The sequence below is a fragment of the Achromobacter animicus genome (assembly GCF_902859585.1).
Taxonomy (GTDB): Bacteria; Pseudomonadota; Gammaproteobacteria; order Burkholderiales; family Burkholderiaceae_B; genus Achromobacter; species Achromobacter animicus.
Genome location: NZ_CADIJM010000001.1, coordinates 793,674 through 811,587, shown reverse-complemented (window position 1 = coordinate 811,587; position 17,914 = coordinate 793,674). Strand labels below are relative to the sequence as shown.

The window sequence follows — 17,914 nt, the reverse complement described above, 5'->3', positions numbered from 1 at the left end:
TGGGGTTCAGGCCAAAGACTGCTTACGCCATGACCAGCGACCGGTGCGCGCAGACGCCGGCCATGACGCCCGAGGCGCTTGCCAGTGTGGCGTTGGACATCGGTGTGGACGCGTCGCCGGCGGCGTACACGCCGGGCACCGTGGTCTGTTTCAGATCGTCCACGCGGATCACGGGTCCCAGCGGCCCTTCGTCGAACGCGCATCCCAGCTGATCGGCAAGCGGACTGGCCATGTGTGCGCGGCTGGCGACGAACAGCGCGCGCAGCGGCACCTCGCGTCCATCGGCCAGCACAACGCCGTCCAGGGCGGGCGCTGCGCCCAGCAGCGCGACTACCGGCGTGCGCTCGATGTGGACGCCACGCGCGGCGAGATGCTGCGCGTCTTCTGCAGAAGGTTCGAATTGATCCTGCGTGAAATACGTGGTCGGCCCCCAGTCGGGCAGCATCATCGCCTGATGGGCGGACATCGGATGCGCGGCCAGCACACCCAGCGGGTTGCCTGCGACTTCGTAGCCATGGCAGTACGGGCAGTGCAGCACGGTCTGCCCCCAGCGTTCCTCAAGACCGGGCAGCGGCGGCAACTCGTCGCGCATGCCGGTGGCCAGGATCAGGCGCGCGCCGCGTACCTGCTTGCCGTCCGCCATGACGATGCCGAATCCGCCATCTTGCGGCTGGGCCTGGACCGCCTCGCCGTCCAGGAAGGCAACGGTCGGATAGCGCGCAAGTTGCGCGCGGGCAGTGGCGACGATCTCGTGTGGCGGTACGCCGTCCTGGCCCAGGAACCCGTGCGCGTGCGCGGCGTAGCGGTTGCGGGGCTTGGCCGCGTCGACCAGCAACACCCGGCGTCGGGCGCGCGCCAGTTGCATGGCGGCGGACAAGCCGGCAAAGCTGCCGCCGATGATGATGACGTCGTAGTGCATGGTGAGACCCTCACGCGGTGGTTACGATACTTAATAAGTTGCATGATAGAAGCGCAATCAATCTTATGCAACCTATGTTGTTGCGTATCGCCCGGTCGCGGGCAGGAATGCCGCTTGCGGCAGAGCGCCCCGCCGCATTGAGCGGTCCAGAGAACACGCTGCGCGTAGCGGGCATCCCCCCGCCGCCGGGTTGCGCCGGCCCCCCGGGCGGGACTACCCTGAAACCCTCTATACCGGCAGTCCGGCCACACGCCGGCCGCCAAGGAGACTGGCATGCAGCACACGACTGACCTGAACGGCCGCGTGGCCGTGGTGACAGGCGCGTCTTCAGGCATTGGGCGCGCCATCGCAATCGGCCTTGCCGAAGCGGGAGCGCGAGTGGTGGTGAACCACCGGGCGGGCGGAGACTCCCAAGCCCGGGGCGCGGCGGTGGTGGAATCGATCCAGCGTAGCGGCGGGACGGCGGTCGCAGCCGCGGCAGACATCAGCCGGGAAGCCGACGTCGACCACCTGTTCGAGCAAGCCGTGCAGCACTTCGGACGGGTGGACATCCTGGTCAACAACGCGGGGGTTGAGCACCCGTCGCCCATTGCCGACATGACGCTCGCAGATTGGCAGCGCGTGATCGACGTGAACCTGACCGGCCACTTTCTGTGCGCCCGTGCGGCGGCCCGAGCCTTCAAGACGCAGCCGCCCGATCCCTCCCGCCAGAACCGCTCGGTGGGCAACATCCTCTTCATCAGCTCGGTGCACGAAGTGATCCCCTGGGCGTTCCAGGTGAACTACGCCGCGTCCAAGGGCGGCATTTCGCTGCTGATGAAATCCCTGGCGCAGGAGCTGGCGCCCGACCGCATCCGGGTCAACTCCATTGCGCCCGGCGCCATCCGCACCGCGATCAACCAGCCAGCGTGGGACACCCCGCAGGCGCTGGCCAAGCTGCTGGAACTCATCCCCTACGGCCGGATCGGCGAGCCCGAGGACATCGCACAGGCGGCCGTGTGGCTGGCCAGCGATGCGTCCGACTATGTCACCGGCACCACGCTCTTCGTGGACGGCGGCATGACGCTGTACCCCGAATTCCGCGGTGCAGGCTGAGGCGCGCATGTCCAAACCCCTGGAAGAGTACGGACTCATCGGCAACATGCTGTCCGCCGCGCTGGTGGCGCGCGACGGCTCGATCGACTGGCTGTGCCTGCCGCATTTCGATTCGCCCGCGTGCTTTGCCGCCTTGCTGGGCGACCAGCGTCACGGGCGCTGGCTGATCGCGCCGCACGGCAAGATCAAGTCGACGTCCCGCTGCTACGTGCCCGACACGGCGGTGCTGGAGACCCGCTTCGAGACCCGTACGGGCTCGGTGCTGGTGTACGACTTCATGCCGCTCAGCGACGACGACGAGCGCGTGGACGTGGTGCGCATCGTGCGCGGCGAGTCCGGCCATGTGCAGATGGACATGGAGCTGATCCTGCGCTTCAACTACGGTCAGAGCGTGCCGTGGGTGCGGCGGCGCGATTATGGCCTGAACGCCATCGCGGGCCCGGACGCGGTCGAGCTGCATACGCCCATCGAGCTCGAAGGCCACGACATGAAGACCACGGCGCGGTTCTCGCTGCATCCGGGCCGCGTCGTGCCGTTCACACTGTCCTATCACCGCTCGCACCGTACGCCCCGGTTCGTGCCGGACCGCGTCGAAAGCATGGACCGCACCGTGTCGTGGTGGCAGGAATGGGCCAAACGCTGTCATTGGGACGGGCCGGGCGACGGGCGTCGTGACGCCGTGGTGCGCTCGCTGATCACGCTGAAGCTGCTGACGTTTCAGCCGACGGGCGGGATCATCGCGGCGCCCACCACGTCGCTGCCTGAAGCGCTGGGCGGCAGCCGCAATTGGGACTACCGCCATTGCTGGCTGCGCGACTCGGCGCTGACGCTGTACGCCTTGCTCAACGCCGGCTATCGCGAAGAGGCCGAGGCGTGGCGCCAATGGCTGCTGCGCGCGGTGGCGGGACACCCCGATCAGCTGCAGATCATGTACGGCATCGCGGGCGATCGCTGGCTGCCCGAGCTGGAGATTCCGTGGCTGCCCGGCTACGAAGGCAGCCAGCCGGTGCGGCGGGGCAATGGCGCGGCGGGGCAGAGCCAGCTCGACATCTACGGCGAACTGATTGATACGCTCTACGCCGCCCGCGTCGCGGATCTGGCGCCGCTGGCCGAAGCCTGGCGCCTGCAGAACGTGCTGCTCAAGCCGCTGGAGCAGCGCTGGCGCGAACTGGACCACGGCATCTGGGAAGTCCGGGGCGAACGGCGCGCCTTCACGCATTCACGCGTGATGTGCTGGGTGGCGTTCGACCGGGCGGTCAAGGCCTGCGAGCGCTGGGGGCTGAAGGGGCCGGTCGATGCCTGGCGCCGGCTGCGCGAACGCATCCACAAGGACATCTGCGAGCATGGCTACGACCGCACCCGGGGCTGCTTCGTGCAGAGTTACGGATCGCCGGCGCTGGACGCGAGCCTGCTGCTGATCCCGCAGGTGGGCTTTCTGCCGGCAAGCGATCCGCGCGTGGCGGGCACCGTGCACGCCATTGAACGCGAACTCATGCACGGCGGTCTGCTGCGCCGCTATTCGGTCGAGGATACCGACGACGGGCTGGAGGGCGAGGAGGGCGTCTTCCTGGCGTGCAGTTTCTGGCTGGCGGACGCCTACGTCATGCAGGGCCGGCTGGGCGATGCGGAGCGGCTTTTCGACCGTCTGCTGTCCCTGCGCAACGACCTGGGGCTGCTGTCGGAAGAGTACGACGTCGTGCGCCGCCGCCTGGTGGGCAACTTTCCGCAGGGTTTTTCGCATATCGGCCTGGTGAACACGGCCTACAACCTGAGCCGCGCCATGGGACCGGCGCAGCAGCGCGCGGAACAGGACGCGCCCCGGGCATAGGGGACGGGCCGCGCGGGCTTAAAAGGTGCACCGCGGGCGTTGCACAACGCGCGCCGGCCGGGGCCCGCGCCGGTGTATTCTCGCAATCACACGGCGCGGCCCGCCCGGCGCCGGTCATGCACACCACAAAAAACGCGCGCCGCGGCTCGATCGACGGCCCGCCGCTTCAGGAGAGACAAGCATGCTTTTGACCGACGAACAGCAAAGCGTCCAGGAGATGGCGCGCCGGTTTGCGCAGGAGCGACTGGCGCCCAATGCCGAACGCTGGGATCGCGAACACCACTATCCCGCGGACGCCATCGCCGAAATGGCGCAACTGGGCTTTTTCGGCATGCTGGTGCCCGAAGCGTGGGATGGCAACGACAGCGGCTATATCTCGTACGCGGTGGCGCTGGAAGAAATCGCAGCGGGCAGCGGCGCCTGCTCCACCATCATGAGCGTGCACAACTCGGTCGGCTGCATGCCCATCCTGAAGTTCGGCAACGACGACCAGAAGGCGCAGTTCCTGCGGCCCCTGGCGCGTGGCGAACACATCGGCGCATTCGCGCTGACCGAGCCGCAGGCCGGCTCCGACGCCAGCAGCCTGCATACCCGCGCGCGGCGCGACGGCGACCACTACATCCTCAATGGCGCCAAGCAGTTCATCACGTCCGGGCGCAACGGGCAGACGGTCATCGTGTTCGCGGTCACCGACCCCGACGCGGGCAAGCGCGGCATTTCGGCGTTTATCGTCCCCACCGATACGCCGGGCTACAAGGTGCTGCGCGTGGAGGACAAGCTCGGTCAGCACGCGTCCGACACCTGCCAGATTGCATTTGAAGACATGCGCATCCCGGCAGCATGGCGGCTGGGCGCAGAAGGCGAAGGCTACAAGATCGCCTTGTCCAATCTGGAAGGCGGGCGCATCGGCATTGCGTCGCAGTCGGTGGGCATGGCGCGGGCGGCCTTCGAATGCGCGCGCGACTACGCCCGCGATCGACTAGCCTTCGGCAAACCCATCATCGAACACCAGGCCGTGTCGTTTCGCCTGGCGGATATGGCGACGCAGATCCACGCGGCCCGCCAGATGGTGCTGCACGCCGCGGCCTTGCGCGAAGCGGGCAGGCCGGCATTGACCGAGGCGTCCATGGCCAAGCTGTTTGCGTCCGAGATGGCTGAAAAGGTCTGCTCGGCGGCGATTCAGACGCTGGGCGGTTATGGCTACCTGAAGGATTTTCCGGTCGAGCGCATTTATCGCGATGTGCGCGTCTGCCAGATTTACGAGGGCACCAGCGACATCCAGCGCCTGGTGATCGCGCGCAGCCTGTAGTGGCGCGGGGCAGGGGTGGGGCGATTCGCGTTGTTCAGGAGCGGCCCTGTACGGACTGCCGCGCTTGGGCAGCAGCCGCAGCCGCGCGGCGCACATCGGCGCGGCGGCGCGCCCACACGGTGTAGACGACGATGTTGCCCACGATCAGCACCGCCGCCAGCAGCATCTGCGTCGCCCGCGTGATGCCCTCGGGGTAGATGATACCCAGCACGTAGTGCTCGATGAAGCCGCCCGCGTAGCCTTCCTGCCCCGCGCGTTCGCGCAGCGACACTTCCAGCGGCGTCAGCGGACAGATCCAGCCCATGCCGATCACCATTGCACCCCACGCTAGCGCCGGCAGGTGCCAGAACGCCATGCGCGGTTTCCACAGCGCCAGCAGGCCGCCGAACACCACGAACGCGACAAACAGGCCATGTATGACCAGCACGAGGTCGGCAAGGATGCGATAGGTCATCTTTGAAATGGGTAAATGGCGGGGCGCCGGAAACCGGCGGGAGGTGCATTAAAGCGTATGCCCGAACGCGACGTGCGGGGCATTGGCAACAAGGCAAGACGGCTGATGACCGAATAGAATGCGGGCGTGTTCAATCCAAGATACTTCCGGGACCCGCGCCATGCATGCTTCGATCACCGCCGCCATCCAGGACGCCGAGGAACGGCTGCGCCAGGCCATGCTGTCCTCGGACATTGCCGCGCTGGAAGCGCTGCTGCATCCGGACCTGCTGTTCGTCAATCACATGGGCTGGACCGTCACGCGCGAGGATGACCTGGATGCGCACCGCGGCGGATTGCTGAAGATCCACGCGCTGGACCTGTCCGAACAGTGCATCCTGCCGCGCGCGGATTGCGCGGTGGTGTCGGTGCTGGCCCGCATCGCGGGCAGCTACAACGGCGTGCCGGCCAACGGCACGTTCCGGTTCATGCGAACCTGGGCGCCGGATTCGGGGGCGGGTGCTGCGGCAGGTGAGGCGGCCCGCGCGACGCCTGGTGCCACGGCAGGTGCGTGGCGCGTCATCGCGGCCAGTTCGGTGATGGTGGTCTGAAACCGCAGGGGCTATCAGACCTTCAGGTCGCGCAGCAGTTTGGTCAGTTCCGGGGCGGTCATCAGGGAGACGCCCTGCGCCTTGGCGTATTGCAAGGCGTTGTCCGACACGTCGCCCAGCGCGATGTAGATGGCTTCGCGTGCGCCGCGCTTTTCGCGCACGGCCTGCAGCTCGCGCAGCGGTTCCACGCCGTTTCTGGCGGCTTTCCAACGCTTGGCGCTGACGATGGCCACGTGGCCGTCCTTGCTCAGCGCGAAATCGGCGCCGGGCGCCTGCAGGCGTTCGACCTCACAGCCGTCGCGGCGGAAACCGGCTTCAACGGTCTTTGAAAAGTCTGCCCACGACATGGCGGCAACGGTTTCGGTCACCGCCTGCACGCGGGCGCCGGACGGCGCGCGCAGCTGCTTGTAGGCGGCCATGATCGAAATCACGGCAAACGGCACCGCGGCAAAGACGCCCATCGCGGCATACTCCAGCGGCAGCGCGGCAAAGCCGCCTGCGCTCAGCAGCACGGCCACGCCGGCGCTCATCCACCACGGCGAGCGCAGCAGCACGGCAAAGATGGAGTTCTGGGACATCTTGAATTTCATGGCAGCTCGCGGCGTGATGGGATCAACTGGGAATTCAGGCGCTGTCGCCGTTGTCGTCGTGGCCGCCGGCAAAGGCGCGGACCACGATGCGCACGCCGCCGCAGGTGACGATCTGACCATCGCGGATCTTGGCCGTCTTGCGCGTTTCGACTACGCCGCCGACGCTGACCTGGCCGTCGGCCACCAGCATCTTGCCGGCGCCGCCGCTGTCGACGACGCCGGTCGCCTTCAGCAGCTGATTGATTTCAATGTAGGGGCTGCCTTCGGCAAGCGTGAATTCGATGATGGACATGGAAGTGCTTCGGTAAATCGAGGTCAGGCGGGGCCGTTGCCGGGGGTGCGCGGGTTGGCCGGGTTGGCCGGGTTGCCGGCAGCGGCGGGCTGATCTGCGGACGGCGCGACGGACGGGGAGACGGCCGGGGAAACGGACGAGCCGGCGGTTTGGCCCGCGGGCTGGGCGACCGGCGGCGTGACCGGCTGAGCCACGGACTTATCCGCGCCCGCGTCCGGGCTGGCCGTCGGCACGGGGCGGATGCCGCCGGTTTCTGCCCGCGCCATCCAGGCGATCAGCGACGAGCGCATGGCTTCCTCGACCGACATCTGGATGGGCTGCACCCATTCCTGCGGCACGAACACCGTATAGCCGCCAATCATGTAGCCCATCGGCAGGTAGACGGCGACACGATCGCCCTGGGTGAATCCCTCGGGCAGGCCGTCGGTGCCGCGGCGCGTCACCAGACCCACCAGCTCAAGCTGCTGGCCCGGGATGCGCAGGACAACGACCTGCTGGGCCGTGTTCTTGGAACTGGGCGAGAAGTAATCCGCAAAGCTCTTGAGCGACGAATAGATGCTCTTGACCACCGGCAAGTTGGTGAAGGGCATCTCGACCAGGGTCAGGAACCGCTGCACGCGCTGCTTGGACACCAGGTAGCCGATGGCCAGAATGCCCAGGATGCCCAGCGCCAGGCCCATGCCCGGCACATAGAAGCCGCCGATGAAGGGGCGCAGGAACGTCAGCGCCACGCCTTCCGTCCAGGCCAGAAAGAGGTACAGCAGGTAGATCGTCAGCGCCAGCGGCAGGACGGTGATCAGGCCGCGGAAGAAGTATTTATAAAGACGGGTCATGGGCAAGAGCAAAAATTAGGGTCGGACGAGCGCATCGGCTCGCCGGGGAGGGCCGCAGCATAGCAGCCGCCGCAGGATTTATCGGTAACAAGGCGGACGCGCCCTCGCCGGGGCCCCTGGCCGGGCGCGGCGCATCCCTTCTTTTAGTGTGAACAGGCCCTAGCGGTCCACCGGCAGGAAGAGCGTCTCCTTGATCTCCTCCATCACGATGTAGCTGTGAGACTCGGCGGACGCGGGCAACCGCTTCAGGATTTCGCCCAGAAGACGGCGGTATTCATTCATTTCAGACAGGCGCGCCTTGACCAGGTAGTCGAATTCGCCCGACACCAGGTGGCATTCCATGACCTCGGGCACGTACAGCAGTTCCTGCTTGACCTTGTCGAAGACGTCGCCCGACTTGGCCGACAGCTTGATCTCCAGGAAGACAAGCAGATTCTTGCCCAGCGCCGCCGGATTGACGCGCGCATGGTAACCCGTGATGACGCCTTCGCGCTCCATGCGCTTGACGCGGTCGGAGCAGGGGGTGGCCGACAGGCTCACGCGCTCGGCCAATTCCGTGACCGAAATCCGGCCTTCGCGCTGCAGGATGTCGAGGATTTTGAGGTCAATTCGGTCGAGGTCGCGCATTTCACTAACGCCGGTCGAAAAACAAGGTTGGCCCGAGAAAAACCACTGCCCAAGGAAAATCTTCAGTGTTTTTCACTGCTGAAGGGGTCATAGACTACCGAAATTCCCAGACAAATCCAAATACCGGAAAGAATCATGCATGTGATCGTCCTCGGCAGCGGCGTCATCGGCACCACCACCGCCTATTACCTGGCCCGGCAGGGCGCCAAAGTGACCGTACTGGACCGCCAGCGGGCCGCGGCGCAGGAGACCAGCTACGCCAATGCCGGACAGGTGTCGCCGGGCTATTCCACGCCCTGGGCCGCGCCCGGCATTCCGCTCAAGGCGATCAAATGGCTCTTCAAGAAACATGCGCCGCTGGCGATCCGCCTGGACGGCAGCCTGTTCCAGCTCAAATGGATGGCCGCCATGCTGGCCAACTGCTCGGCCGACCGCTATGCCGTCAACAAGGAACGCATGCTGCGCCTGTCCGAGTACAGCCGCGACTGCCTGCGTGAATTGCGCGCCGCCACCGGCATCCACTACGAAGAGCGCGCCCGCGGCACGCTCCAGTTGTTCCGCACCGAAGCCCAGATGGAAGCCGCGCGCCGCGACATCGCGGTGCTCGAAGAGGTGGGCGTTCCCTACGAATTGCTGGACCGCCACCGTCTCGTCACGGCCGAGCCCGCGCTCGCCAACTCCGCGCACAAGCTCACCGGCGGCCTGCGCCTGCCCAATGATGAAACCGGCGACTGCCAGCTTTTCACCCGCCGCCTGGCGGACATGGCGGCCGCACTGGGCGTTGAATTCCGTTTTGGCCAAAGCGTCACGGGCCTGAACACCGCCGGCGGCCAGATCACCGGCGTGCGCGTCGGCAACGAAGTCCTCACGGCCGACCGCTATGTGGCCGCCTTCGGCAGCTACACCCGCGGTTTTCTCGAGCCCCTCGGCCTGGACCTGCCGGTGTATCCGGTCAAGGGCTACTCCCTGACCATTCCCATGAAGGACGAGGCCGCCGCGCCGGTGTCGACGGTGCTGGACGAAACCTACAAGGTCGCCGTCACGCGCTTTGACCAGCGGATCCGCGTGGGCGGCATGGCCGAATTGTCCGGCTTCGACCTGCGCCTGAAGGACGCCCGCCGCAAGACGCTGGAACTGGTGGTCAACGATCTGTTCCCCGGCAGCGGCCACGTGGCCCAGGCCGAGTTTTGGACCGGCCTGCGTCCCATGACGCCGGACAGCACGCCGGTCGTCGGCGCCACCCGCTACAACAACCTCTACCTGAATACCGGCCACGGCACGCTGGGCTGGACCATGGCTTGCGGTTCCGGCAAGCTGGTCGCGGATCTCGTCATGGGCCAGCGCCCCGCCATCAGCACCGACGGGCTCGGGTTGTCGCGCTACGATCGCAGCGCGGCGTCCCGCCAGCAACTGGTGCTGGACGGCAAGGGCGCTTGAGCAGGACTTAAGCTGCACCTCGAGGCGTGCTTGGACTGCTTGATCTGCGCCTCGAATCGCATCTGAACTGCGTCTCACCGGCCTGCGCCTGATCTGGCGCTTGCACGGCCAGTAGGACGCACACCCTCCGGGCCGCTTCGATGCGGCCCGCGTGTTTTTGAGTGCGCTGAATTGCGCACGCTGTGCGCGAAACGGCTCGTTGCTTTATGCCAAAATCGCCGCATGACCCATTTCCTGCACACTGCCGACTGGCAGATCGGCCGCCAATACGGCCAGTTTGAAACCGACGATGCCGCCATGCTCGCCGAGGCCCGTTTCGAGGTCGTCGCGCGCATCGCCACGCTGGCCGCCGAGCGCCGCGTGGATGCCGTGCTGGTCGCCGGAGACGTCTTCGACACGCAGGCCGTGTCCGATCGCAGCATCCGCCGCCTCTTTGCCGCCATGGCCGGCTACACGGGGCCCTGGGTAATGATCGCCGGCAACCACGACGCGGCCCTTGCCGACAGCGTCTGGAGCCGCGCCATGCAACTGGGCTGCATCCCCGCCAACGTGCATGTGCCGCTTACGACCGGCGTGGTGGACCTGCCGGACGCCAACCTCGCTGTGCTTGCCGCGCCGCTTACGCAACGCCACACCTACGACGACGTCACCCAGGCTTTCGACACGCTCGAGACGCCACCCGGACGCATCCGTGTGGGCCTCGCCCATGGCAGCGTTGCCGGCCGCCTGCCCGACACGATCGACGCCACCAATCCCATTGCGCCCGACCGCGCGGACCGCGCCAGTCTGGACTATCTGGCCCTGGGCGATTGGCACGGCTGTCTGTCCATTGACACACGCACCTGGTATGCCGGCACGCCGGAACAGGACCGCTTTCGCGGCAACGAGCCCGGTTATGTCCTGGACGTGCGCATCGACGCGCCGGGCGCCGCACCCGTGGTCGAACGCATTGCAACCGGCAAGTACCGCTGGTCCGCCTGGACCGAAACCCTTAGCCTGCCCACCGATGCCCAGGCGCTGGCCGAACGCATGGCGGCGTTGCGGTCAGACGACGTGCTGCGCCTCGACGTGCAGGGGCACGTCAACCTTGAAACCTGGGATGCGCTGCAAAAGGCCGTGGCCGAGGCCGCCGCGCAGGTGCGGGCCTTGCTGCCGGACTTGTCCGGCGTGCGCCTGGAACCCGACGAAGCTGACCTGGCCGAATTGCGCGCCAGCGGCTACGTGGGCGAGGTCGCCGCACAACTGCAGGCGTTGCAGGCGGACGAAGACCAGTCCGCCGTGGCCAGCGAGGCCTTGCGCCTGCTGCTGCGGTTCCAGCGCGAAACCGCCACGCCGGGAGCCGCCAAATGAAGATCTCCCGCATCGCCCTCGAAGAATTCCGCAAGTTCCGCCAGCCGCTGTCGCTGGACGGACTGCAAGACGGCCTGAACCTCTTTGTCGGCCCCAACGAGGCCGGCAAAAGCACGGTCGCGGCCGCCATCCGAGCCGCCTTCCTTGAACGCTACAGCACCAGCAAGGTCGCCGACCTGGCGCCGCGCGGCGAATCCGGCGCGCGCCCCAGCGTTGAAGTGGCCTTCACGCACGCGGATCACGCCTACGTCCTGAAAAAGCAGTTCCTGTCCAAGGCCCGCTGCGAACTCGTGGTGGACGACGGCGCGCAGCGGCTGGACGGCGAAGAAGCCGAAAACGCGCTGGCCGGTTTACTGGGCTTTGAAATGCCCGGGCGCGGCCAAAGCAAACCTGACCTGGCTGGCGTACCGGGCCTGCTATGGATCCGCCAGGGCGACGGCCAGAACCTGCACGAAGCCGCCGGCTTTGCGGGCTCGCATCTGCGCGATGCGCTGACGCAGCTCTCCGGCGAGCTGGCCTCCGGAGACGGCGACCGGCTGTTCGATCGCGTGTCGGCCGAGCGCGCCGCGCTGCTGGACGCCCGCAACGGCCGTCCCAAGGGCAGCTACAAAGACGCCGAAGATGCGCTCGCGCGCGCCTTGTCCGAACGCGACGAATGCGGGCAGGCCATGGCCCAGCTCAACGCCGACGTCGATCGCCTGGCCGAACTGCGGCGCGAACATGAACGCGCCCAGGCCGCGCAACCCTGGAAGGATTTCGAGGCCAAGGCTGTCCAGGCCCGCGCGCGCCTTGCCGCACTGGCCAAGGAGCGTGAAGCCTTCGACGGACTGCAACGCGAGCAGGCGCAGGCCGCCCAGACCCTTGCACTGCTGCAGGATCAGGTCCGCCGCGATCAACAGGACGAAGCCGATTACCAGGCGCTGCTTCGGGATGCGCGCGCGGCGCACGCCCATGTGCAGGCGATGCAGGAACCGCTAGCGCGCGCGTTGCAGCAGCGGCAATCGCATGCCGCCGCAGTCGAGGCCGCGCGCCGGCGCGTGACGCGGCTTCAGGCGCTGGCGGACCGCCGCGACCTGGACCGGCAGCTTGCGCAGCTCACCCCCGAAATCGAACGCCTGGACGGCGCGCTGGTCGCAGCCACCCACCTGATCCAGCAAGGTTCGGCGTTGCGCACAGAAGCCGTCCAACTCGAAATATCCGATGCTGAAATCGAGGCGCTGCGCAAGGCCGGCCGCGAACTCGGAAATCTGCAGTTGCAGCAACAGGCGGTCGCGACGCGCGTGCGGTACCGGCTCGATGCCGGCGCGCAGGCGCTGCTGGACGGCAAGGCCGTCAGCGGCGCGGGCGAAGTCCTGCTTACGGCCGCGGCCGAACTCGATCTGCCCGGTGTGGGGCGCCTGCAAATCGAGCCGGGCGGACAAGACCTGCCGGCCTTGCAGCGCGAACTGGCGCGCGCGGAGTCGGCAAGCGCCGCGTTGCTCAAGCGGGCGGGCGTCGACACCCTGGCCGATGCCGAACAGCGTCACGCGCGCTACAACGCGCTGCAGCGCGAACTCGAAGGCATGCGCAAGACGCTGAGCATTCATGCGCCCCGCGGCGTGGATGCGCTGCGCACCCAGCGCGACGAGGCACTGGCGCGGCTGGCGCAGTTGCAGGAAAGGCTGTCCAAGCTGCCGCCTGTGCAGGAAACCGAAGACGGCATTCGGGTTGCTGATGCAGATGCCCACACAAGCGATGACGATCTGCCCGACGCCGTGCAGACCCTGCGCGAGGCCGAAGCCGTTGCGGCGCAGGCGGAAAAGGCAGTCGCCGACGCGCAGCGCGCGTTGGACGCCGACACAGCCCGTGCCCAGTTGCTGGAAGGGCAGGCTGCCGCCCGGGGCGCAGAACTGCAATCCGACGAACGCACGGCGCAACGCCACGCCCGCGCCGGCCGCCTCGCCGAAGTTCGCAGCGCCCACGACCAGCTCGAACTGCGCGTACGCGAGGCCCGGGCCTCGCTGGCTGAACATCGGCCCGAACTCGCGGAGCAGGACGTGCAGCGGTTTGAAAAATCCGCCGCCATCGAACGCGACGCCCAGCACAAGCGGCACGGCGACATCCTGCAATTGCAGGGCAAGCTGGACCAGGCCGGTGCGCAAGGCCTGGGCGAACGCCTGTCCGAAGCGCAGGCAGCCTGCGAGCGTCTGCAACGGCGCCGCGACGAATTCTCACGGCGCGCCGCCGCGCTGGACCTGCTGCAAAAGCTGTTGGCCGACAAACGCGCAGCCGCCACGCAACGCCTGCAAGCGCCGCTCGCCCGCCGCCTCAACCACTATCTGGCGCTGCTCTTTCCCGACGCCGCGCTGCGCCTGGACGATGCGCTGCTGCCCACGGCGCTGCGCCGGGGCGATGGCGAAGACGCGCTGGACGCCCTCAGCTTCGGTACGCGGGAACAGCTCGGCATCCTGGCGCGGTTCGCCTACGCCGATCTGCTGCGCGAGGCCGGCCGGCCCACCTTGCTGCTGCTTGACGACGCGCTGGTCCACACCGACGACGCCCGGCGCGACTTCATGAAGCGCGCGCTGTTCGACGCCGCGACCCGCCATCAGATCCTGATGTTTACGTGCCACGGCGAGGCCTGGCGCGACATGGGGGTGGAGCAGCGCAGGATTGGTTAGCGCACCGGCCCGGTCCCGGCGCCTCGGTGCCGGGAAGCCGCGCGGCCACAACCGCCGATGCTTGACGCTGCGGCCCGGCGCCGGTAGTCTGCGCGGATGCCTGCTTATACGCCTTTCGCCATGCTTGCCCGCGCCGTCCGCGCGGGTCTCGCGTGCGCGCGTGTATCGGCTTCCTTCTCCGCCGGCGCTCCGCCGGCTGTGTCTCCTGTCAAGAACGCGGCGCCGCCGCCCGCATCGCCGCCTCGCGGCGTCGTGTCGGGCGCGCATCCGCCTGTGTCAGCCGTCCTAGGCTGACCCGCCGCATCTCCGTCTCCCGCCTGAACTCCAGCGCCGCCCCGCGAGCATGACGCATTGACGTCGCCCGCCGCGCGCGCACATGGGCGCGCGTTATCGCGCCCCGGGCGGGAGTCTGTACCCCATTCAGACAGGTGATACCTCATGTCCATCATCCGACACGCGTGGACTGCCCACGCGTCCACCACCTTGTTCGTGCTGCTGTGGAGCGGCGGCGCGATCTTTGCCAAATGGGGGCTGTCGCATGCCTCCGCCTTCGGCTTTCTCTTGTTCCGCTTCCTGCTTGCGCTGGCGGTACTGCTGCTGATCTGCGCGAGGCGCGGTCGTTGGTTGCCGCAGACCGGCACCCGCATGCAGGTCGCCGCGACAGGCGCGCTGCTGATCGGCAGTTACTCCATCTGCTATCTGCTGGCGCTGGACCACGGCGTGACGCCTGGCGTGCTGGCCACATTGCTGGGCGCGCAGCCCATCCTGACGTTGGCGCTGACGGAGCGCCGCTTTGCGCCGGCGCGTCTGGCGGGACTTTGCCTGGCGCTCGCCGGGCTGGTGCTGGTCGTCTACCAGAGCATCGCGCTGACGCGCTTGTCCGTCGCGGGCATCGCGTACGCCTGCGCGGCGCTGGCGAGCATGACGGGAGGCGCCTTGCTGCAAAAGCGCGTCGAGCAACCGCCGATGGACGTGATGCCGTTGCAGTACGCGATCAGTCTGGTGCTGTGCCTGCTGTTCGCACCATTCCAGCCGCTGCATGCCGACTGGAGCGTCGGCTTCATCGTGCCGTTGATCTGGATGGGCCTCGTGATTTCAGTCGGTGCCACGCTGCTGTTCTACCGCATGATCCAGGCGGGCAACCTTGTCAACGTCACCAGCCTGTTCTATCTGGTGCCGGTGGGCACGGCGGCGCTGGACTACCTGATTCTGGGCAATCGCTTGCCGGCGCTCAGCCTGGCTGGCATGGCCGCGATCCTGACAGGGTTGATGCTGGTGCTACGCCATCCCGCGACGCCCCACAAAGCGGGGCGGCGATAGCGGCGATGGCAATCAAACCCGCTGCGACGCCCGACAACCGGTGGCGGCGTTCTCAGCCTTGCGGGCCGCCTGCGTAGCCGTCACGCTTCGCCGCGCCGACATCCATCCACCCGTTCCACGGCTGGTCGGGGGGCGTGGAGCCGGCGTTCGTCGCACCGTCCGGTCCCGCCCAATGCCCGCTGACCAACTGTGCCGGGCGGGATTGGGCGACCACCCGCGCACACAGATCCCATGCGTCCAGCCGCACGCTCAGCCCGGCGTAGACGCCGTGTCCCGCGCCCGCCTCGATGACGCCGGCAGCCTGCGCGCCTTCGCCCGCGCGGATGGCGCCCTCGGCGCGGATGTCCTCGCCGGCGATCAAGCCCCACCCGCAGGCGAGGTGTTCGCCCGACTGAATGGACCCGCCCGCCTGAATACCGCAACCGGCATTGATTTCCTGCTCCGCGGTCACGCCGCCGCCTGCCTTGATCCCTTGACCGCACTTGATGGCGCCTTGCGTATTGATGTCCTGGCCGGCATGCAGGTGGCCGGTCACGGCCAGGTCCTGTCCGGCGCAGATGTCCCACTTGGCGCGCACATTGCCGCCGCAATCCAGGCGCGTCGCAATCTCGATCCCCCAGTCGGCCGCCACGTCGCCGCCGGCGCGCAGGTTGCCGCCGCTGGCGATGTTGCCGCCGGCGGTGATGTTTTCACCCGCCACGATCGACTCGCCGGCGCGAATGCCGCCGCCCGTGATGAGGCTGCGTCCCGCGCGCACCACCGTGTCCACGTTGATCCCCATGCGGACTTCAAGCGTCCCGGCAAACACGATGGCGGTGGCATCCAGCGTATCCAGCCGCAACACGGCGTCGGTCGGACCAAACTGGTCCAGCAGCCAGCAGGCGTCGCCGACGCGGCCGTCGGCGACCAGGGCATCGAGCACGGCCTGATAGTCCCCCTGTCCGTTGTGGTCGCGCAGGAACCATTTGTAGCCGCCCGCGCAGGGGTTCTTGGCTTTGACGAATTTCTTGGTGAGTTGCATGGCGCTGAATCGAAAAGGTGCGGTGCGTGGCCGCCGCGCAAGCCGAAAAGGGCGTGCGAGCGGCGAAATGGGGACGAGCGCCCGCCACGCGGCAGTGCGCCCGCCGGCTGGTTTCAGGCTGCAGGACGCGCGGATGTGCGCAGGCAGCCGGCAACGGGCCGGAGCAAGAATCAGAAAGGGGAGAGGCGGGCGATTAGCCGGGCTTGGACCGCGCGTAAGCGGAACGCGCGGCGACCTCCTGCGAACTCAACAGCGTTGAGCGCAGGGCGCAGAGAGCGCAGGTGACGCAGGGAAGGGAAGATATATCGGATTGCACGGGGCAGATGCTACCACCGGAGCAATTGCCGTCAAGCGGGGACGAATGCAAAGCGGGGCGCCAACCGCAAACCGCCGGCCCGCGCCCCTCTCGTCAGGTTGCGATCAGTTCGTCAGGACGATGTTGCGGTCCTTGGCGATGCGCTGGCGCAGTTCGAGTTCGCGCTTGATCTGTGCGGCGTACTCGGCCGGCGTGTTGCCGTCCACGATCGATCCGCCGTCGGCCAGGCGCTGGGCGATCTTCGGATCCTTCAAGGCCTTGACCGCCGCGGCGTGCACGCGGTCGACCACCGCTTGCGGCGTGCCGGCGGGCGCCACCAGGCCGTACCAGGCCATGTTGTCCATGTCGGGCAGGCCACCCTCGGCGAACGTCGGCACGTCCGGCAGCGCGGGCAGGCGCTTGGGCGCCGCCACGGCCAGCGCGCGCAGCTTGCCCGCCTGGATGTGCGGCATGGAGGAGGGCAGGTTGTCGAACTGGACGTTCACCTGGCCGGCGATCACGTCGTTCAGCGCCGGACCCGATCCGCGGTAAGGAACGTGAACCATGTCGGTCTTGGTCAGCGACTTGAACAGCTCGCCGTCCAGGTGGCTGATGCCGCCCGCGCCCGACGAGGCATAGCTGTACTTGCCGGGGTTGTTCTTGAGCAGGGTGATGAATTCGGCCAGGGTCTTGGCGGGCACGCTCGGGTTGACCGTCATGACGTTGGGCACGTTCACCATGTTGGTGATCGGCGTGAAGTCCTTGAGCGGGTTGTACGGGTTCTTGGGGTTCGTGGCCGGATTGGTGGCCATGGTGCTGACCGTGGCCACGCCCAGCGTGTAACCGTCGTTGGCAGAGCGAACCAGGGCGTCGGCGCCGATCGAGCCGCCGCCGCCGGCGCGGTTTTCCACGACCACGGGCTGGCCGAGTTCACGGCCCAGACCCTCGGCCACGACGCGCGCCACGATATCGGTGGTGCCGCCGGCTGCAAACGGGACGATCAGGCGGATGGGTTTATTGGGGTAGGGATCTGCGGCCTGGGCAGCGGAGGTCAGGCAGGCGCCAGCGATGGCGGCGGCCAGGACGGCCTTGGCATGTGACAACACGTTCAAGAGTCTTCTCCATATTGTTGTTCCGAGCCGGCCATCTTGCCGGGCCAGCTTCGGTGAGGCGCGCATTGCCGGGGTGTCGCAAGCCAACGCCTCGTGGCCGCATTCCACACAGGTATGTCCCCATGGTCAACTCGGGATTGTCCCTGTCATGAGAAATCGCAAAATTTCTAACGTGTTCCCAAA

15 protein-coding genes and 1 pseudogene are annotated in these 17,914 nt (G+C 67.5%); 8 read left to right on the top strand and 8 right to left on the bottom strand.

The window, feature by feature from the left end; all coding sequences use genetic code 11:
* Nucleotides 1–22 precede the first annotated feature (22 nt).
* Nucleotides 23–919 carry an NAD(P)/FAD-dependent oxidoreductase gene (locus HV681_RS03640; protein WP_175121744.1) on the bottom strand — a complete coding sequence of 299 codons (897 nt, stop codon included), beginning with the start codon at nucleotides 917–919 and terminating at the stop codon, nucleotides 23–25.
* Between the two features lie 273 nt (nucleotides 920–1,192).
* Between HV681_RS03640 and HV681_RS03635 the strand changes: the two genes are divergently transcribed.
* The 3 genes from HV681_RS03635 (at nucleotide 1,193) to HV681_RS03625 (ending at nucleotide 5,151) form a co-directional block, all read left to right on the top strand.
* Nucleotides 1,193–2,014, top strand: a complete 822-nt coding sequence (locus HV681_RS03635; RefSeq protein ID WP_175121743.1) for an SDR family oxidoreductase — start codon at nucleotides 1,193–1,195, stop codon at nucleotides 2,012–2,014.
* Between the two features lie 7 nt (nucleotides 2,015–2,021).
* Nucleotides 2,022–3,842, top strand: a complete 1,821-nt coding sequence (locus HV681_RS03630) for a glycoside hydrolase family 15 protein (RefSeq protein WP_175121742.1) — start codon at nucleotides 2,022–2,024, stop codon at nucleotides 3,840–3,842.
* A gap of 181 nt (nucleotides 3,843–4,023) precedes the next feature.
* Nucleotides 4,024–5,151: an acyl-CoA dehydrogenase family protein gene (locus HV681_RS03625; protein ID WP_175121741.1), complete on the top strand. Its 1,128-nt coding sequence runs from the start codon at nucleotides 4,024–4,026 to the stop codon at nucleotides 5,149–5,151.
* Nucleotides 5,152–5,185: 34 nt separating this feature from the next.
* On the opposite strand, the gene HV681_RS03620 is transcribed toward HV681_RS03625, so the two are convergent.
* A complete protein-coding gene (locus HV681_RS03620) occupies nucleotides 5,186–5,605 on the bottom strand; it encodes a DUF2784 domain-containing protein (RefSeq protein WP_175121740.1) in 420 nt (139 codons plus the stop codon).
* A gap of 160 nt (nucleotides 5,606–5,765) precedes the next feature.
* On the opposite strand from HV681_RS03620, the gene HV681_RS03615 reads away from it, so the two are divergent.
* Nucleotides 5,766–6,194 carry a nuclear transport factor 2 family protein gene (locus HV681_RS03615; protein ID WP_175121739.1) on the top strand — a complete coding sequence of 143 codons (429 nt, stop codon included), beginning with the start codon at nucleotides 5,766–5,768 and terminating at the stop codon, nucleotides 6,192–6,194.
* Nucleotides 6,195–6,208: 14 nt separating this feature from the next.
* On the opposite strand, the gene HV681_RS03610 is transcribed toward HV681_RS03615, so the two are convergent.
* The 4 genes and pseudogenes from HV681_RS03610 to HV681_RS03595 form a co-directional block, all read right to left on the bottom strand.
* Nucleotides 6,209–6,784, bottom strand: coding sequence for a restriction endonuclease (locus tag HV681_RS03610; RefSeq protein ID WP_175121738.1), 576 nt, complete (start codon nucleotides 6,782–6,784; stop codon nucleotides 6,209–6,211).
* A 34-nt stretch (nucleotides 6,785–6,818) separates the two neighbouring features.
* Nucleotides 6,819–7,076, bottom strand: coding sequence for an RNA-binding S4 domain-containing protein (locus HV681_RS03605; protein WP_175121737.1), 258 nt, complete (start codon nucleotides 7,074–7,076; stop codon nucleotides 6,819–6,821).
* A gap of 194 nt (nucleotides 7,077–7,270) precedes the next feature.
* A pseudogene (locus HV681_RS03600) lies at nucleotides 7,271–7,909 on the bottom strand (DUF502 domain-containing protein); the annotation flags it as partial.
* A 159-nt stretch (nucleotides 7,910–8,068) separates the two neighbouring features.
* The gene (locus tag HV681_RS03595) at nucleotides 8,069–8,536 is read right to left on the bottom strand and encodes an Lrp/AsnC ligand binding domain-containing protein (protein WP_175121736.1); all 468 of its coding nucleotides are present in this window, start codon (nucleotides 8,534–8,536) and stop codon (nucleotides 8,069–8,071) included.
* A gap of 135 nt (nucleotides 8,537–8,671) precedes the next feature.
* On the opposite strand from HV681_RS03595, the gene HV681_RS03590 reads away from it, so the two are divergent.
* The 4 genes from HV681_RS03590 (at nucleotide 8,672) to HV681_RS03575 (ending at nucleotide 15,303) form a co-directional block, all read left to right on the top strand.
* A complete protein-coding gene (locus HV681_RS03590; RefSeq protein ID WP_175121735.1) occupies nucleotides 8,672–9,973 on the top strand; it encodes a D-amino acid dehydrogenase in 1,302 nt (433 codons plus the stop codon).
* A 222-nt stretch (nucleotides 9,974–10,195) separates the two neighbouring features.
* On the top strand, nucleotides 10,196–11,323 hold the full coding sequence (locus tag HV681_RS03585; protein WP_175121734.1) for a metallophosphoesterase family protein: 1,128 nt from the start codon (nucleotides 10,196–10,198) through the stop codon (nucleotides 11,321–11,323).
* Nucleotides 11,320–13,983: an AAA family ATPase gene (locus HV681_RS03580; RefSeq protein WP_175121733.1), complete on the top strand. Its 2,664-nt coding sequence runs from the start codon at nucleotides 11,320–11,322 to the stop codon at nucleotides 13,981–13,983. Before HV681_RS03585 ends, HV681_RS03580 begins: the two co-directional genes overlap by 4 nt.
* A 438-nt stretch (nucleotides 13,984–14,421) precedes the next feature.
* Nucleotides 14,422–15,303, top strand: a complete 882-nt coding sequence (locus tag HV681_RS03575; protein WP_175121732.1) for a DMT family transporter — start codon at nucleotides 14,422–14,424, stop codon at nucleotides 15,301–15,303.
* A gap of 52 nt (nucleotides 15,304–15,355) precedes the next feature.
* On the opposite strand, the gene HV681_RS03570 is transcribed toward HV681_RS03575, so the two are convergent.
* Together HV681_RS03570 and HV681_RS03565 are read right to left on the bottom strand one after the other, a co-directional pair.
* Nucleotides 15,356–16,324 (bottom strand): FapA family protein, encoded by a 969-nt coding sequence (locus tag HV681_RS03570; protein WP_254594876.1) that lies wholly within the window; start codon nucleotides 16,322–16,324, stop codon nucleotides 15,356–15,358.
* Nucleotides 16,325–16,744: 420 nt separating this feature from the next.
* Nucleotides 16,745–17,731 carry a Bug family tripartite tricarboxylate transporter substrate binding protein gene (locus tag HV681_RS03565; RefSeq protein ID WP_056560769.1) on the bottom strand — a complete coding sequence of 329 codons (987 nt, stop codon included), beginning with the start codon at nucleotides 17,729–17,731 and terminating at the stop codon, nucleotides 16,745–16,747.
* Nucleotides 17,732–17,914 lie beyond the last annotated feature (183 nt).

What these genes read in the sequence shown, in the direction of transcription:
- HV681_RS03640 (WP_175121744.1), bottom strand. Translation starts at nt 919, where the DNA reads ATGCACTACGACGTCATCATCATCGGCGGCAGCTTTGCCGGCTTGTCC.
- HV681_RS03590 (WP_175121735.1), top strand. Translation starts at nt 8,672, where the DNA reads ATGCATGTGATCGTCCTCGGCAGCGGCGTCATCGGCACCACCACCGCC.
- HV681_RS03610 (WP_175121738.1), bottom strand. Translation starts at nt 6,784, where the DNA reads ATGAAATTCAAGATGTCCCAGAACTCCATCTTTGCCGTGCTGCTGCGC.
- HV681_RS03595 (WP_175121736.1), bottom strand. Translation starts at nt 8,536, where the DNA reads ATGCGCGACCTCGACCGAATTGACCTCAAAATCCTCGACATCCTGCAG.
- HV681_RS03630 (WP_175121742.1), top strand. Translation starts at nt 2,022, where the DNA reads ATGTCCAAACCCCTGGAAGAGTACGGACTCATCGGCAACATGCTGTCC.
- HV681_RS03605 (WP_175121737.1), bottom strand. Translation starts at nt 7,076, where the DNA reads ATGTCCATCATCGAATTCACGCTTGCCGAAGGCAGCCCCTACATTGAA.
- HV681_RS03625 (WP_175121741.1), top strand. Translation starts at nt 4,024, where the DNA reads ATGCTTTTGACCGACGAACAGCAAAGCGTCCAGGAGATGGCGCGCCGG.
- HV681_RS03575 (WP_175121732.1), top strand. Translation starts at nt 14,422, where the DNA reads ATGTCCATCATCCGACACGCGTGGACTGCCCACGCGTCCACCACCTTG.
- HV681_RS03615 (WP_175121739.1), top strand. Translation starts at nt 5,766, where the DNA reads ATGCATGCTTCGATCACCGCCGCCATCCAGGACGCCGAGGAACGGCTG.
- HV681_RS03585 (WP_175121734.1), top strand. Translation starts at nt 10,196, where the DNA reads ATGACCCATTTCCTGCACACTGCCGACTGGCAGATCGGCCGCCAATAC.
- HV681_RS03635 (WP_175121743.1), top strand. Translation starts at nt 1,193, where the DNA reads ATGCAGCACACGACTGACCTGAACGGCCGCGTGGCCGTGGTGACAGGC.
- HV681_RS03570 (WP_254594876.1), bottom strand. Translation starts at nt 16,324, where the DNA reads ATGCAACTCACCAAGAAATTCGTCAAAGCCAAGAACCCCTGCGCGGGC.
- HV681_RS03620 (WP_175121740.1), bottom strand. Translation starts at nt 5,605, where the DNA reads ATGACCTATCGCATCCTTGCCGACCTCGTGCTGGTCATACATGGCCTG.
- HV681_RS03580 (WP_175121733.1), top strand. Translation starts at nt 11,320, where the DNA reads ATGAAGATCTCCCGCATCGCCCTCGAAGAATTCCGCAAGTTCCGCCAG.